Source organism: Nocardia testacea NBRC 100365 (assembly GCF_000308775.1).
Taxonomy (GTDB): domain Bacteria; phylum Actinomycetota; class Actinomycetes; order Mycobacteriales; family Mycobacteriaceae; genus Nocardia; species Nocardia testacea.
On record NZ_BAGJ01000126.1, the window covers coordinates 47,465 to 62,742 of the forward strand.

Genomic DNA, 15,278 nt, shown 5'->3' on the forward strand with positions numbered 1-15,278 from the left:
ATAGGATGTAGGTCACACCAGGTCCGGCACTACCCCCGAAAAGGGGTGACAACCCATGTCCACTCCCCCGCCGCTGCTGCGTCCGCGCGACGGCGACGCCCTGCGCGCCGAGATCCGCCGGCTCGCGGCGGTCGCCGGGGTGCCGGTGGTCTTCGGCGGCGAGGTCAGCGCCGACACCCTGCGACTGACCGAGTTCGCCGGGGTCCGGACCAACGGTCTGCGTGGTCTGTCGGTGACCCGCGCGTCCGGACTGGGTGGCCGGGTCGTGGATTCGCGCCGGCCCGCCGCGGTCTCCGACTACGGCAACGCCCTCTCGATCACGCATCACTACGACGGGCCGGTCCTCGGCGAGGGCATCCGGTCGGTGGTCGCGGTACCGGTGGTGGTGTCGGGTCGTTCGCGGGCAGTGCTGTACGCGGCGACCAGAGGCACCGGGCCGATCGGGGATCGCACGGCCGACGCGCTGGTGCAGGCGGGGCGCCGGCTCGCCGCCGAGATCGGCGTGCGCGACGAGGTGGACCGGCGGCTGCGCCTGCTGGACGTGGCCGCTCCCGCCCCCACTCCCGACGGTGTGCTGGCCGAGGAATTGCGCGCGGTGCAGGCGGAGTTACGCGCTATCGCGGACGCGGCGGGCGAGAAGCAGATGCGGGACAGATTGCGGGAGGTCGGTGACCGGCTGACCCGCGCGCTCGCCGGAGAGCCGGCCCCCGGTGCGCCGGTGCTCGCGCGCCGCGAAATCGACGTACTGTCGCAGGTCGCGCTGGGGTGCACCAATCAGGCTGTCGCACAACGTCTTTCGCTGGGCCCGGAAACGGTCAAGAGTTATCTGCGTAGCGCCATGCGCAAACTCGACGCGCATTCCCGGCACGAGGCCGTGGCCACCGCCCGCCGCCTCGGCATGATCCCCTGATCGGAGCGCGGGATCCGGGAAGTCCCGGATCGACGGCGCTCGTCGCGCCGTGCGTCGCCCATGCCGCGCCCACCACGGTGGTACGGGTGGCGCGGTCAGTCCGTATCGGGCAGCAGATCCGGCCGTCGCTCCCGTGTACGGATCAGCGACTGCTCCCGCCGCCAGGCCGCGATCCGGGCATGGTCTCCGGACAGCAGGATCGGCGGTACCTCGAGTCCGCGCCAGGTCACCGGACGGGTGTAGCTCGGCCCTTCGAGCAATCCGTCGGAGAACGAATCCTGTTCGTGCGACTGCCGGTTGCCGAGTACGCCGGGGATCAACCGGACCACCGCCTCGGTCATGACGAGGACCGCGGCCTCGCCGCCGATCAGTACGTAATCACCGATACTGACCTCTTCGACGCGGACCCGGCGGGCCGCGTCGTCGAACACCCGCTGGTCGATACCCTCGTAGCGGCCGCAGGCGAACACCAGGTGTTCTTCCCGGGCCCAGCGCTGCGCGGTCTCCTGGGTGAAGGGCACGCCGGCGGGTGTGGGCACCACGAGCAGAGCGTCGTCCGGGCACACCGCGTCGAGCGCATCCCCCCAGACGACAGGTTTCATCACCATTCCGGGTCCGCCGCCGTAGGGCGAATCGTCGACGGATTTGTGCACATCATGGGTCCACTGCCGCAGATCGTGGACATCCACCGAGACAACGCCCTTGTCGATGGCCTTGCCCAGCAGCGCGGTGCGCAACGGGTCCAGGTACTCGGGGAAGATGGTGACCACGTCGATCCTCATGACGCCGACCACCTCATTCCGGATCCAGCAGGCCTTCGGGCGGGTCGATCACGATCAGCGCGTCGGCGATCGACACCGTCGGCACGATAGCGGTGACGAAGGGGATCAGGATCTCCCGTCCGTCCGCGGCGGCACGGACGGAGAGCAGTTCACCGGCCGCCGAATGCAGCACTTCGGTGACGGTGCCGACCACGGTCCCGTCGGTGAGCTGGACGGACAGGCCCTCGAGTTCGTGATCGTAGAACTCGTCCGGGTCCTCCGACGGACCGAGATCATCGCTGTCCACCAGCAACAACGTGCCGCGCAGGGCGTCGGCGGCGGTCCGGTCGGTGACCCCCACCAGATTCACCAGGAGCCGGCCCGAATGTTCCCGAGCCGACTCCACGGTGAAGTCACGAACCTGATCCGAGCGCGCCGCGCGTCCGCGCAGTACCGCGCCGGGCGCGAAGCGGACCTCCGGTTCATCGGTGCGTACCTCGACGACCAGTTCGCCCCGCACCCCGTGGGAGCGGGCGATCCGGCCCACGACGAGTTCCATCTACTGGTCGGTGTCGACCACGTCGACCCGGATGCCCCGGCCACCGATACCGGCGACGAGGGTGCGCAGGGCGGTCGCGGTGCGACCACCCCGGCCGATGACCTTGCCCAGGTCGTCGGGGTGGACGTGCACCTCGACGGTGCGTCCGCGCCTGCCGGTGATCAGCTCGACGCGCACGTCATCGGGATTGGCGACGATACCGCGAACCAGGTGTTCCACGGCATCGGCGACGACGACGCTCATTACTCGGCGGCCTCAGCGGACTCGGTCGCCTCGGCGGCGTCCTCGTCCTTGTCCTTCTTGGCCTTCTTCTTGGGGGTGACGGCCTCGGCGACCGGCTCGTTCTCGGCGGCGGCCAGCGCGGCGTTGAACAGGTCCAGCTTGGACGGCTTGGGCTCGGCCACCTTCAGGGTGCCCTCGGCGCCCGGCAGGCCCTTGAACTTCTGCCAGTCGCCGGTGATCTCCAGGAGCCGCTGCACCGGTTCGGTCGGCTGCGCGCCGACACCCAGCCAGTACTGCGCCCGCTCCGAGTCGATCTCGATCAGCGAGGGCTCTTCCTTGGGGTGGTACTTGCCGATGGACTCGATGGCCCGGCCGTCACGACGGGTGCGGGCGTCCGCGACGACGACGCGGTACTGCGGGTTGCGGATCTTGCCCATACGGGTGAGCTTGATGCGAACAGCCATCTGCTGATCTGCCTTTCATAGTGGTCACGGCGCAATTCAGCGACTCACGCGGTCTCGCGAGCCCGGTTTTGCGAATGAAGTGTGTGACCGCCGCGCGGTACGTGACCGGAGACGGGCTGACACTGTCCAGAAGGACGGTCGACCATTCTGCCAGACACCGCGGCCGGCCCGGAAACCGCCTGGGTACATGAGCTCGCGGCCGGGCGCGTCGTCCCGTGGGCGGGGATCCACCGGTTGGCAACCGGTCAGTCGTCTGAGTAGCGTCCGACCGGCCGTATCCGGGCAGGATGCGGCCGAGTCGAATGGGAGTGCCGACCACGTGTCATTTTCGAACAGAATTCTGGCCGCGGCCGGGGCGGCGCTGATCGGCCTGGTGCCGGTCTCGGTTCCGGCCCTGGCCCAGCAGTCGCCGCAGCAGCCGGAATACGCGCCGACCATGCTGGTCCTGGACGCCTCCGGCTCCATGGCGGCGCCCGACACCGGCGGCGGCACCAAGATGGACGCGGCGAAGAATGCGGTGCGGTCGTTCGTGACCGCGGCACCGGCGACGGCGCAGATCGGGCTGACCGTGTACGGCACGTCCACGGGATCCACGGACGCGGAGAAAGACGCCGGGTGCCGCGATGTCCAGGTGCTGCATCCGGCCGAGACCCTGGACAGACCCGCGCTGACCGGTGCCGCGGACCGGATCGTGCCCAGCGGCTACACCCCGATCGGCACCTCCCTGAGGGCCGCCGCCGCGGCCCTTCCCCAGGAGGGCCCGCGGTCGATCGTGCTGGTGTCCGACGGACTGGACACCTGCGCCCCGCCGGACCCGTGCGAGGTCGCGCGTGAACTGTCCGCCCAGGGCGCCGAGATCGTGGTGCACGCCATCGGCTTCGGTGTCGACGATCCGTCCCGGGCCCAGCTGACCTGTATCGCCCAGGCCACCGGCGGCACCTACACCGATGCCGTGGACGGGAAAACGCTGGAACAGGTGCTTCCGCGTGTGAGCGCCACCGCCCTGCGCACCTACGCACCCTCCGGCAGCCCGATAGCGGGTACCGGAGGCTACCGGGACGCACCGGTGGCCGTCCCGGGCCAGTACCTGGATGTCCTCGGGCAGCGCGCGCCGCGCTACTACGCGGTGGACGTACCCGAGGACGCGACGGCCTATTTCAGCGCCACCGTCTCCTTTCCGCGCGGCGGGGACGCCGTGTTCGCGAACAATCGCCTCGACCTGCGGGTCTACGGCACCGACGGGGAAGACTGCCATGTCTACGAGAACGAGCTGGCCACCCGCTCCACCGACGGGGTGGCGCTGACCGTCGGCAGCGCGTGGACCGGCGCGGCCGAACCCGATACCGGTAGCCCGAGCGCCGACCGGTGCCGGGGCGGCGGACGCTACTACTTCGCCCTCGAATGGGCTCATGTCGCCGAGAACGCCCCGGCACAGCTGCCGGTGGAACTGCTGATCGGGGTGGAGCCCGCGGTCGCCGACCCGGGGCCCGCTCCGGACCCGGATCCGGTGGAGTTCGCCGCACCGGACGGGGTGGCCGTCCCGGCGATCGGCGGGGGTTCGTTCAATGTCGCCGCCGCCCTGCCCGGTTCCGGCCGGTACATCGATACTTTGCAGCGCGGGGAATTCGTCTTCTACCGGGTGAAACTGGAGTGGGGACAGGGGCTGGCGTACCGGGTGCGCTTCGCCGCCGTCCCCGAGCGCGGCAGCGACTACGTGTCGAATATCAACACCACGCTCTACAACCCGTACCGAGCGGAACTGGATTCCGATTTCGCCGCCTACACCGGAACCGAGAACATCCTGCCCTCCAACGACACGGCACTGGCCACCACACCGATCAGGTTCCTGAACCGGGAAGCCGCCGAGCACACGGTGCACGGCCAGGCGATGGCCGGCTGGTACTACATCGCGGTCAAGCTGAGCCCCGCCAACGGCGAGCAGGCCCGGGTCGCGCCGGTACCGATCGAGCTGGAGGTGGACGTCAGCGGCGCCCCTGAGGCGGGACCGCGCTATGTCGGCGACCCCGCGAGTACGGGCACGTTCGGTCCGGATCCGCAGGCCGGTACACCGGATACCGCCACCGACACAGCGGCCGACGGCTTGCCGCCGCTGGTGTGGGTGGCCGTCGGCGGGGCGGTGCTGGTGGTCTCGGCGGCGACCGCCTTCGTACTCGGCCGGCGCAACCGACGCTGACCGAACTCGTCGGGCACAGCCGGTACGCACCCGTCCGCTGTGCCCGCCCCGAGTCCTACTTGTCCGGGAACTTGAACTTGGAGAGGTCGAAGTTCTCCAGGCCGGGGGGCAGCTGATCGAGACCGGGCGGCATATTGGACAGATCCGGCATACCACCGCCACCGGGCAGACCCGGCATTCCGGGGAAACCGCCGCGCATCTTCGGCTGGGTGGGCCCACGCCCGCCCTTCTTCCCCTTCTTGCCCTTCTGCTTCCTGTTGCGACGGTTGGCGCCGGGCATACCCATCTGCCGGCCCATCATCGTCATCATCTTGCGGGCCTCGAAGAAGCGGTCGACGAGCTGGTTCACATCGGAGACCTGGACTCCCGACCCATTGGCGATCCGCAACCGGCGGGAGGCGTTGATGATCTTCGGGTTCTCCCGCTCGGCGGGGGTCATACCGCGGATGATCGCCTGGACCCGGTCGAGCTGTTTGTCGTCGACCTGGGCGAGGACATCTTTCATCTGGCCGGCGCCCGGCAGCATCCCGAGCAGATTGCCGATGGGTCCCATCTTGCGGATGGCCAGCATCTGGTCGAGGAAATCCTCGAGGGTGAGTTCGCCGCTGCCGATCTTGCGCGCCGCCTCCTCGGCCTGCTGCGCGTCGTAGACCTGTTCGGCCTGTTCGATGAGGGTGAGCACATCGCCCATACCGAGGATGCGACTGGCCATCCGGTCGGGATGGAAGACGTCGAAATCTTCGAGTTTCTCGCCGGTGGAGGCGAACATGATCGGCGCGCCGGTGACATTGCGCACGCTCAGCGCCGCGCCACCGCGGGCATCACCGTCGAGTTTGGTCAGCACGACACCGGTGAAGCCGACGCCGTCACGGAAGGCCTCGGCGGTGGAGACCGCATCCTGGCCGATCATGGCGTCGAGGACGAACAGGGTCTCGTCGGGTTTCACCGCGTCGCGGATACCGGCGGCCTGCGCCATGAGTTCGGCGTCGATACCGAGTCGGCCGGCGGTGTCGACGATCACCACGTCGTACTGTTTGGCGCGCGCCTCGGCGATACCGGATTCGGCCACCGCGACCGGATCGGCCGCGGTGATCCCGAGGGCGTTGTCGCCGCCGCCGATCGAGGTGCCGGGATGCGGCGCGAACACCGGCACACCGGCGCGTTCGCCCACCACCTGCAACTGGGTCACCGCGCCCGGGCGCTGCAGGTCGCAGGCCACCAGCAGCGGCTGGTGTCCCTGGTCGCGCAGCCATTTGGCGAGCTTGCCGGCGAGCGTGGTCTTACCCGCACCCTGCAGGCCGGCCAGCATGATCACCGTCGGCGGGGTCTTGGCCAGCGTCAGGCGCCGGGTCTCACCACCGAGGATCCCGACGAGTTCTTCGTTGACGATCTTGACGACCTGCTGGGCCGGGTTCAGGGCGGCGGAGACCTCCGCGCCCTTGGCCCGCTCTTTGATCCGGGCGATGAAACCGCGGACCACGGGCAGCGCGACATCGGCCTCCAGCAGCGCCAGGCGGATCTCCCGGCAGGTGGCGTCGATATCGGCCGGCGACAGGCGTCCCTTACCGCGAAGATCCTTCAGGGCACCGGTCAACCGGTCGGAAAGGGATTCGAACACCTGGCGCGCTCCTGATCTCGAGTGACGTCACTGAGTCCCAGGGTAATGGGCGTCCCAGAGTAGCGGGCGGCCCGGCGGGGCCGGGGCCCGCACCGGACTGCGCGCACACATCACCGGAGATCGCCGCCGGGTGGCCGTCCCGAAGGTCGGGCGCCCTCGCGTGGGAACGCGTGCGATGTGCGGTTGGCCGCTTATAGAACGGTGACCATCGAGCACTTACAGTGACGTGGACCTACCCGGGCCGGTCGAGTTGAGCGGCCACACACAACTCAGCCCAGGTCCGGATGGTCGACCCTCGAGGTCGGGGCCCGCCCCGGTTCTGGAGCGACAGAGCGAAGGAGCGCAGCGACTGAGCGGCGGAGTGAAGAACCGGGGTCACGAGGGCCCCGACCCTGCGGCGCCGGAGGCGTCGCCGATGTACTCAGTGAACCCGCGGCGGTAGTCGTGCTGTTCCACGGCGACCAGATAGGCCGCCTCGCGCCCGGTGAGGCCGAGTTCGCGGGCCAGGGTGTCCAGCCGCGACCAGTCGTCGTCGGGCGGTAGCCCGTTGGTCGCTACGGCGGCGGCCACATTCATCGCGGCCATCGCCTGGGGTTCGGTGAGTGTGCGCCCCGGCAACCAGGACACCACCCAGTAGGCGTCACCTACACATCGGGCGATGTGCGGTGTCATATCGCTGGTCATGATCGACGAGGTCACCACTTGGATTGCCACCGACCTGCTCCCCTCATGAGCGCGACAGCTGACCACCCGAATGTTAGGGGCCCGATCACCCCCCATCGCCGACTCGCTGGCAAACGGTGAGCAATCGACGCGCAACGGTGACCTTCGTCTCGAACGCTAGTTCTGCTCCGGCTCCGGGGGTTTGCGCGGAGCCGGGCGCGGAACCACCGCGAGGAACGCCGATTCGAGCTCCGCGCGCCGGTCGGGGCCGGATCGCACGCCCAGATCCACACAGAACACATCCACCACGAACGAGCCCATCGTCACGACCTTCGCCCAGCGCACATCGACTCCCGCACCGGCCAGGACCGCGGCCAGCCGGCAGAGCAGGCCGATACGGTCCTCGGCCCGTAACTGCAGGATCAGCTGTCCGGGAATGGCGGTCTCCGCCCACAGCAACCGGGGCTCGGCCTGGGCGTATCGGGCGGCGCCGAGGGTCTCGCGTTCCCGCGCGTCCAGTGCCGCCCGCACATCCAGCTCCCCGGCCGCGGCCCGCTTGATCTCCTGCCGTAGCAGGCCTGCGTCGGGCGGTCCACCGAAAGTCGGTGTCACCACGAAGGTGTTGATCGCCGAATCTCCCGCCCCGCCGACCGATGCCGAGAGCACCCGCAGGGAATGCAAGGCCAGCACACCCGCGGTATTCGAGAGCAGGCCCGGCGTGTCCGGGGCGATCACGGTGGCGATATGGGTGTATTTCCCCTCCCCCGGCGTCAATTCGACGTGCACACCGCCGGCCGCGGCGCGGACCAGCAATTCCTCGGGAATGGGTTCCGGTTCGGGCAGGGCCTCCCCGGCCATCACCGTGCGGCAGCGCCGGACCAGTTCGCCGATGAGGGTGGCCTTCCAATCGCCCCACACACCCGGGCCGGTGGCCAGCGAATCCGCCTCGGCCAGCGCGTGCAACAGTTCGAGCCGGCGCGGATCGTTGTCCAGGGCGTCGACCACGTATCGCACGGTGTCCGGATCGTCGATATCCCGATGCGTGGCGACATCGGGCAAGAGCAGATGGTGGCGGACCATGGCGCTGAGGATCTCCACATCCGAGGGCCACAGGCCCAGCCGGCGCCCGATATGGGTCGCCAGGTCGGCGCCCACCGCGCAGTGGTCCTCCACGCGGCCCTTGCCGATATCGTGCAGCAGCGCACCGAGTGCCAGCAGATCGGGCCGGGCCACCCGAGTGCTCAGCGCGCTCGCGTAGGCGACCGTTTCCACCGAGTGCCGGTCCACCGTCCACACATGCAGCGCGTCACGTGGCGGCAGATCCCGGACCGCGCCCCATTCCGGCAGGAGCCGCCCCCACAGACCGGTCCGGTCCAATGCCTCCACCGCATCGATCACGCCCCGGCCGGCACCCAGCAGCACCAGCAGATCGTTCAACGCGTCCTTGGGCCACGGCTCACGCAGTTCGGGGGCGTCCTCGGACAGCCGGTTCAGCGTGGTTGCCGACATCGGCAGTCCGGTCTGCGCGGACGCCGCGGCCACCCGCAACACCAGCCCCGGGTCACGCTGGGGCCGGGCATCCCTGGCCAGCACCACTTCTCCGGCGTGTTCGACCACACCTTCGTCCAGCGGCCGCCGCACCGGCATCCGGCGCAACCGGGCCAGACCGCGGCGCGGCAGCGCGTTACCCGCGGTACGCAGCCCCACATCCACCGAATATCCGACGGTGCGCGCCGCGTCGCTGAGTGTGCGGGCCAGATCGAACCGGTCACCGATGCGCAGCGCGGCCCCGATCTCGTCGGCGTCCTGGGCGCGCAGCTGGTCGCGGGCCCGGCCCGCGACCCGGTGCAGTTCGGTGCGCACATCCAGGAGCCGCCGATGGGCCTGGGCCAGACCGCCGCCGGGCGCGTCCGGGCCCAGCCCGGGCATAGCGTCGGTGAGCTGAGCGATCGCGAGGGCGTCCAGCAGTTGGATATCCCGCAGGCCGCCGCGCCCGTTCTTCAGGTCCGGCTCGCTGCGGTGCGCGACCTGGCCGCTGCGTTCCCAGCGCGCGCGGACCCCGGTGACCAGTTCGTCGAAGCGGCCGCGTATTCCACTGCGCCAATCCTTGCGGATCCCCGCGACGACCCGGTCGCTGAGATCGGAATCACCCACGATGTGACGGGCGTCGAGCATGCCGAGCGCGGCCACCAGATCGTCGGAGGCCACCTTCAGGGCATGCGGGACCGTGCGCACACTGTGGTCGAGTTTGATATGCGCGTCCCACAGCGGATACCAGAGCCGGTCGGCGATCTCGGCGACCCGTTTCGGGTCCATATCCTCGTGCAACAGCACCAGATCCAGATCGGAGTACGGCAGCATCTCCCGGCGGCCGAGCCCGCCCACTGCCATGATCGCCAGCCCGCTGCCCGGCGTGATCCCCACTTCGGCGCCCTTGCCGGTGAGCCACAGCTCGTACAGATCGACCAGGGCCGCGCGCAGCGATTCGGCGTCCAGCCGCGGATGTCGCGGCGCGCCGCCACCCAGCAGTTGATCCCGGGCCCGCACCAGATCCGCGGCGCCCTGCGACAGCGCGGCCGCTTTTCCGGGACGTCCGCCGCCGGCCCGCCCGGGCCCCCGTTCCTGCCGGTTGTCTCCCAACGAAACCACCACCCGTTCACGCGGGCGACCCCGCCCCGACCGGCAAGCGGTGGGAGCGGGGCCGCGTTGTCGTTGTGCACCCGCCGGCGCGCTCGATGCGCGCAGGGGTCTATAGCGCGTCGGTACCGCGTTCCCCGGTCCGGACCCGGACGATCGTCTCGACCGGGGTCACCCAGACCTTGCCGTCACCGATCTTGCCGGTGCGCGACGCCTCGACGATCAGATCCACGACCCGGTCCACCGTCGCGTCGTCGACCACGACCTCGACCCGCACCTTCGGCACGAAATCCACCGAGTACTCGGCCCCGCGATAGACCTCGGTGTGGCCCTTCTGCCGTCCGTATCCCTGCACCTCGCTCACGGTCATACCGAATACCCCCGCCTGCTCCAGGCCGGTCTTGACGTCTTCGAGCGTGAACGGTTTGACAATTGCGGTGATCAGTTTCATGGGGTTCATGCCTCCTTGACGGCCGAACGAGCGGTTGCACCCAGTGCAGCGAAATCGTATGCGCTCTCCGCGTGCTCGGAATCGTCCATACCGTTGGTTTCGGCCTCCGCGTCGGCGCGCAGCCCGATCGTGAACTTGATCGCGAACGCGATCACCAGGGCGATCACGAAGGAGTACACCAGAACCGCCACCGCGCCGAGGGTCTGCCGGCCCAGCAACTCGAGATCGCCGCCGTAGAAGAGGCCTTCGGCCCCGGCGGGCGCCTCGGGCGCGGCGAACAGGCCGATCAGCACCGTGCCGAGGATACCGCCGACCATGTGGATACCCACGACGTCGAGCGAATCGTCGTAACCGAACTTGAATTTCAGGCTCACCGCCAGGGCGCAGAGCACACCGGCGATGACGCCGATGGCCAGCGCGCCGAGGACGTTCACCGAGGAGCAGGAGGGGGTGATGGCCACCAGGCCGGCGACGATACCCGAGGCGGCGCCCAGCGAGGTCGGCTTGCCGTCGCGGATCTTCTCCACCACCAGCCAGCCGATCATCGCGGCGGCGGTGGCGACCAGCGTGGTGACGAAGGTGGCTCCGGCCACGCCGTCGGCGGCCGCCGCCGAACCGGCGTTGAAACCGAACCAGCCGAACCACAGCAGCGCGGCACCGAGCATGACGAAGGGCAGGTTGTGCGGGCGGAAGGGAGTTTTCGGCCAGCCCGCGCGCTTACCGACCACGATGGCCAGCGCGAGCGCCGCGGCACCGGAGTTGATGTGTACGGCGGTACCACCGGCGAAGTCGATGGCCTCGACCTTCTCCATGATCCAGCCGCCACCCCAGACCCAGTGCGCGACCGGGAAGTAGACCACGGTGGCCCAGATCGCGGCGAACACCAGCCAGGCGCTGAACTTCAGGCGGTCGGCCACCGCACCGGAGATGAGCGCCACGGTGATGATCGCGAACATCGCCTGGAACGCGACGAAGACCGTCGCCGGGATGGTCCCGATCAGCGGGACGCCCGCCGATTCGTCGCCGAACCCGGCGATCAGGGTCTTCAGGCCGAAGAACTGCCCGGGGTCTCCGAGTAGTCCGCCTTTGTCGGTGCCGAATGCGACCGAGAAGCCGTACAGCACCCAGAGCACGGTGACCACGCCCATCGCGCTGATGCTCATCATGATCATATTGAGCACGTTCTTGCCGCGGACCATGCCGCCGTAGAAGAACGCCAGCCCGGGTGTCATCAACAAGACGAGCGCAGCGCTCGTCAGCAGCCATGCGGTGTCGCCGGCGTTGGGTGCGCCGATCACGGTTTCCACCAGTTTCCTCCCTCATCCTCTGGCCCGCCGCTCACGCGACATCGGGCCCGCTACTGAAGGGTCCTCACTCGGTGTTTCATCCGTGACGCCCAGGTGTTTCACCTAGGTGAATGGATCGCGCCCCCATGTTTCGACTGTGTTGCGCACACTGTGCGGAGGTTTCCGGACCGCTGTGCGACACGCCGGAGCCCGCGAATCCGGCGGGTCTCCGGCGGGCAGGACAGCGAGCATGAAGTGCGTCAGCTAGCCCAGCAGTGCGTCGACGAAGGCCTCGGGTTCGAACGGCGCCAGATCGTCGGCGCCCTCGCCCAGGCCCACCAGTTTGACCGGCACGCCCAGTTCGTGCTGGATCTGGAAGACGATTCCGCCCTTGGCGGTGCCGTCGAGTTTGGTCAGTACGACGCCGCTGATATCCACCACTTCCGCGAAGATGCGGGCCTGCGCGAGCCCGTTCTGGCCCACCGTCGCGTCGAGGACGAGCAGTACCTCGTCCACCGAGGCCTTCTTCTCCACCACGCGCTTGACCTTGCCGAGTTCGTCCATGAGGCCGGTCTTGGTGTGCAGTCGGCCCGCCGTGTCGACCAGCACCACATCCACGCCGGTGTCGATACCGGTGGAGACGGCATCGAAGGCGACGGCCGCCGGATCTGCGCCCTCCCGGCCGCGCACGGTGTCCGCGCCGACCCGCTCACCCCAGGTCTGCAACTGGTCGGCCGCCGCGGCACGGAAGGTGTCCGCGGCGCCGAGCAGCACCCGGCGTCCGTCGGCGACCAGTACCCGGGCGAGTTTGCCGGTGGTGGTCGTCTTCCCGGTGCCGTTCACCCCGACCACGAGCAGGATCGACGGATGATCGGCGTGCGGCAGCGCGCGTACCGAACGGTCCAGCTCCGGCCGCAGCGATTCGATCAGCACCTCACGCAGTACCGCCCGCGCGTCCTCGGCGGTACGGACACTGCGCGCGGCCATCTCCTCGCGCAGCCGTTCCACGATGACCGTGGTCACCGCGGTCCCGATATCGGCCAGTACCAGCGTGTCCTCGACCTCTTCCCAGGAATCCTCGTCCAGGTCGCCGCCGCCGAGCAGGCCCAGCAGGCTCTTGCCGACAGCGTTCTGCGACCGGGACAACCGGCCGCGCAGCCGGGTCAGGCGACCCGAGGTGGGCGCGATCTCCTCGACCTCGGGCACCAGATGGGCCCCGGCCGCGGTATCGGGCGCCACCACCGCGGGCTCGGCGCCCGCTTCGACGGGCGCGCTCGTCTCGGTCGCCGGTTCGGCCGCGGCGGTGTCGGGGGTCGCGGCGACATCGCCGGACTCCGGTTCCGTGACCGGGCCGGTGGTGGGGGTCTCGATGGGCCCGGCGGTTCCGGTGTCCGCCGGCGTGGTGGAAGGAGTCTCCGTCGTCGCGGGGGGCACAGTGTCGGTGCCGTCCGTGGTGGCCGGACCGGACTCCGTTCCGGTGGTGCCCGTCGCGGTGTCGACGGTATCGGTCTCGGGCAGCGGTACATCGGTGATCCCGCGGCGCGGAGCGTCCCGCGGGATGGCGGCGTCGTCACCGATATGTGGCTGACCCTCCACATCGGTCCGCTCAGTGGGACTCGGAACCGACGGTTCCGCGCGGCCCGGCCCCGGCGGCGCGGGCGCGGCGGTGGTACCCCGGCCGCCCTGGCTGAAGGAGAATCCACCCGCCGCCTGATATCCACCGGACCGGTCGGTCAGCTCGTTCTTCTCCGGCGGCGCCGTCAGCGACACCCGGCCGCGCTTGTACCGGACGAAACCGGCCACGAGCGCGACCAGCAGTACGGCGGCGATCACTGCGATCAGAATCCAGGCTTGCGCACTCACGCCGACCATCCTTCCAGAGCGGTACCGGACGGTAGGTTACCCGGCCCGGTACGCGCGGCGGTGGCGCCCGGCCGCCGCCGGAGCCCCGGCACATCCCCAGCTCAGCCCCGCGAACACGGCCGGTGAGATTTCTTGTCCTGCGGAACTTCTCGCGGCAGGCCAATAGGATCGGCGATGTGACCGATCGAAACGTGCTTGGGGGTCCGCTACAAGAGTGCGGCACCGATCCTCTGACCGGGTTCTACCGGGACGGCTGCTGCAGCACCGGCCCGGAGGATCTGGGCAGCCACACCGTGTGCACGGTCGTCACAGCAGAGTTCCTCGAACATCAGGCGTCCATCGGAAACGATCTGAGCACGCCTCGTCCGGAGAACAATTTCCCCGGGCTCCAGCCGGGGGACAGATGGTGTGTCGTGGCGGTGCGCTGGTTACACGCGCACGAGGACGGTGTCGCCGCACCGGTGGTGCTGGCGGCTACCCATGAGAATGCCCTGGAAGTGATAGCCATGGAGATCCTGCGCAAATACGCGGTCGATGTACCCGACGATGTCAGCGATCTGCTCTGAACACCGGCGCCCGGTACCGCCGGTCCCACGGCGCGGCGGTTATTCCGCCGCGCTACCGGCCGCCGCGAGGTCGTGCCCGCGCAGCCGCTGCGAGATGACCTGGGTGATACCGTCGCCGCGCATGCTCACGCCGTAGAGCGCGTCGGCGATCTCCATGGTCGGTTTCTGGTGGGTGATCACGATCAGCTGACTCTTCTCCCGCAACTGCTCGAACAGTCCGATGAGCCGGCGCAGGTTGGTGTCGTCGAGTGCCGCCTCCACCTCGTCCATGACATAGAACGGCGAAGGGCGGGCGCGGAAGATCGCGACCAGCAGCGCCACCGCGGTCAGTGATTTCTCCCCGCCGGACAGCAGCGACAGCCGTTTGACCTTCTTCCCGGGCGGCCGCGCCTCCACTTCGATACCGGTGGTGAGCATATCGGTGGGGTCGGTGAGCAGCAGCCGGCCGTCGCCGCCGGGGAACAGCGCGGCGAAGACCTGGACGAATTCCCGCTCCACATCGGCGTAGGCGTCGGTGAAGACCTGCAGGATCCGCGCGTCGACCTCGGCCACCACATCCAGCAGATCCTGGCGGGCCTTCTTGACGTCCTCTAGCTGGGTGGCCAGGAAGTTGTAGCGTTCCTCGAGTGCCGCGAACTCCTCGAGCGCCAGCGGGTTGACCTTGCCGAGAGTGGCCAGATCCTTTTCGGCGCGTTTGGCGCGCCGTTCCTGCGACGCGCGGTCGAACGGCATCGGGGCCGGGGCGCTGACCTGCTCACCGCGTTCTTTGGCCTGCTCGTACTCCCGCATCTCCAGGTCGCTGGGCGGCAGGGCGACCTCGGGACCGTATTCGGCGATGAGGTCGTCGAGCGCGATCCCGAACTGTTCGGCGATGGTGGCTTCCAGCTGTTCGATCCGCAATGCCGCCTGCGCTTTGGCGACCTCGTCACGGTGGACGGCGTCCGTGAGCTGTTCGAGCTGGGCGTTCAGGGCGCGCACCCGCTCTTTGATCCGGTCCACCTCGGTGGCGCATTCGGTGCGCCGCCGGACCAGTTCGTCGCGACGCGCGGCGGCGGCCGCCACCACTTTCTCGAGTTCGGCCGCC

General features: G+C 69.3%; 14 protein-coding genes. 3 read left to right on the forward strand and 11 right to left on the reverse strand.

Annotated features, from left to right (window positions below):
- Positions 1 to 55 precede the first annotated feature (55 nt).
- Positions 56 to 910, forward strand: coding sequence for a helix-turn-helix transcriptional regulator (locus ON38_RS17300; protein WP_039825854.1), 855 nt, complete (start codon positions 56 to 58; stop codon positions 908 to 910).
- 95 nt (positions 911 to 1,005) lie between these two features.
- On the opposite strand, the gene trmD is transcribed toward ON38_RS17300, so the two are convergent.
- The 4 genes from trmD to rpsP are packed head-to-tail and all read right to left on the reverse strand — an operon-like array spanning position 1,006 to position 2,916.
- Complete coding sequence (trmD, locus tag ON38_RS17305) at positions 1,006 to 1,692, reverse strand: tRNA (guanosine(37)-N1)-methyltransferase TrmD (protein ID WP_039825873.1); 687 nt, start codon at positions 1,690 to 1,692, stop codon at positions 1,006 to 1,008.
- A gap of 13 nt (positions 1,693 to 1,705) precedes the next feature.
- Positions 1,706 to 2,230 (reverse strand): ribosome maturation factor RimM, encoded by a 525-nt coding sequence (gene rimM, locus ON38_RS17310; RefSeq protein WP_039825855.1) that lies wholly within the window; start codon positions 2,228 to 2,230, stop codon positions 1,706 to 1,708.
- Complete coding sequence (locus ON38_RS17315; RefSeq protein WP_030521790.1) at positions 2,231 to 2,473, reverse strand: RNA-binding protein; 243 nt, start codon at positions 2,471 to 2,473, stop codon at positions 2,231 to 2,233.
- Positions 2,473 to 2,916 (reverse strand): 30S ribosomal protein S16, encoded by a 444-nt coding sequence (rpsP, locus tag ON38_RS17320; RefSeq protein WP_039825856.1) that lies wholly within the window; start codon positions 2,914 to 2,916, stop codon positions 2,473 to 2,475. The genes ON38_RS17315 and rpsP overlap by 1 nt, the downstream gene beginning before the upstream one ends.
- 319 nt (positions 2,917 to 3,235) lie before the next feature.
- Between rpsP and ON38_RS17325 the strand changes: the two genes are divergently transcribed.
- Positions 3,236 to 5,110 carry a vWA domain-containing protein gene (locus ON38_RS17325; RefSeq protein WP_245564080.1) on the forward strand — a complete coding sequence of 625 codons (1,875 nt, stop codon included), beginning with the start codon at positions 3,236 to 3,238 and terminating at the stop codon, positions 5,108 to 5,110.
- 55 nt (positions 5,111 to 5,165) lie between these two features.
- Here the strand turns inward: ON38_RS17325 and ffh are convergent, their stop codons facing one another.
- The 6 genes from ffh to ftsY all read right to left on the reverse strand — a co-directional run bounded on the left by ffh (position 5,166) and on the right by ftsY (position 13,637).
- Positions 5,166 to 6,728 carry a signal recognition particle protein gene (gene ffh, locus ON38_RS17330; protein WP_039825857.1) on the reverse strand — a complete coding sequence of 521 codons (1,563 nt, stop codon included), beginning with the start codon at positions 6,726 to 6,728 and terminating at the stop codon, positions 5,166 to 5,168.
- Between the two features lie 375 nt (positions 6,729 to 7,103).
- Positions 7,104 to 7,442 carry a hypothetical protein gene (locus ON38_RS17335; protein ID WP_051164896.1) on the reverse strand — a complete coding sequence of 113 codons (339 nt, stop codon included), beginning with the start codon at positions 7,440 to 7,442 and terminating at the stop codon, positions 7,104 to 7,106.
- 126 nt (positions 7,443 to 7,568) lie between these two features.
- On the reverse strand, positions 7,569 to 10,031 hold the full coding sequence (locus tag ON38_RS17340; RefSeq protein WP_039825876.1) for a [protein-PII] uridylyltransferase: 2,463 nt from the start codon (positions 10,029 to 10,031) through the stop codon (positions 7,569 to 7,571).
- A 109-nt stretch (positions 10,032 to 10,140) separates the two neighbouring features.
- Positions 10,141 to 10,479, reverse strand: a complete 339-nt coding sequence (locus ON38_RS17345; RefSeq protein WP_030521796.1) for a P-II family nitrogen regulator — start codon at positions 10,477 to 10,479, stop codon at positions 10,141 to 10,143.
- 5 nt (positions 10,480 to 10,484) lie between these two features.
- Entirely contained in the window at positions 10,485 to 11,774 is a 1,290-nt protein-coding gene (locus tag ON38_RS17350; RefSeq protein WP_083872756.1) for an ammonium transporter, read from the reverse strand.
- Positions 11,775 to 12,029: 255 nt separating this feature from the next.
- Positions 12,030 to 13,637 (reverse strand): signal recognition particle-docking protein FtsY, encoded by a 1,608-nt coding sequence (gene ftsY / locus ON38_RS17355; protein WP_051164898.1) that lies wholly within the window; start codon positions 13,635 to 13,637, stop codon positions 12,030 to 12,032.
- A gap of 167 nt (positions 13,638 to 13,804) precedes the next feature.
- Here ftsY and ON38_RS17360 point away from each other — a divergent pair, with 167 nt between their 5' ends.
- Positions 13,805 to 14,194 (forward strand): DUF2237 family protein, encoded by a 390-nt coding sequence (locus ON38_RS17360; RefSeq protein ID WP_030521801.1) that lies wholly within the window; start codon positions 13,805 to 13,807, stop codon positions 14,192 to 14,194.
- A gap of 39 nt (positions 14,195 to 14,233) precedes the next feature.
- On the opposite strand, the gene ON38_RS17365 is transcribed toward ON38_RS17360, so the two are convergent.
- Positions 14,234 to 15,278 (reverse strand): AAA family ATPase (locus tag ON38_RS17365; protein WP_039825859.1); only part of this gene is annotated, 1,045 nt, incomplete at its 5' end.

What these genes read in the sequence shown, in the direction of transcription:
- ON38_RS17300 (WP_039825854.1), top strand. Translation starts at nt 56, where the DNA reads ATGTCCACTCCCCCGCCGCTGCTGCGTCCGCGCGACGGCGACGCCCTG.
- trmD (WP_039825873.1), bottom strand. Translation starts at nt 1,692, where the DNA reads ATGAGGATCGACGTGGTCACCATCTTCCCCGAGTACCTGGACCCGTTG.
- rimM (WP_039825855.1), bottom strand. Translation starts at nt 2,230, where the DNA reads ATGGAACTCGTCGTGGGCCGGATCGCCCGCTCCCACGGGGTGCGGGGC.
- ON38_RS17315 (WP_030521790.1), bottom strand. Translation starts at nt 2,473, where the DNA reads ATGAGCGTCGTCGTCGCCGATGCCGTGGAACACCTGGTTCGCGGTATC.
- rpsP (WP_039825856.1), bottom strand. Translation starts at nt 2,916, where the DNA reads ATGGCTGTTCGCATCAAGCTCACCCGTATGGGCAAGATCCGCAACCCG.
- ON38_RS17345 (WP_030521796.1), bottom strand. Translation starts at nt 10,479, where the DNA reads ATGAAACTGATCACCGCAATTGTCAAACCGTTCACGCTCGAAGACGTC.
- ftsY (WP_051164898.1), bottom strand. Translation starts at nt 13,637, where the DNA reads ATGGTCGGCGTGAGTGCGCAAGCCTGGATTCTGATCGCAGTGATCGCC.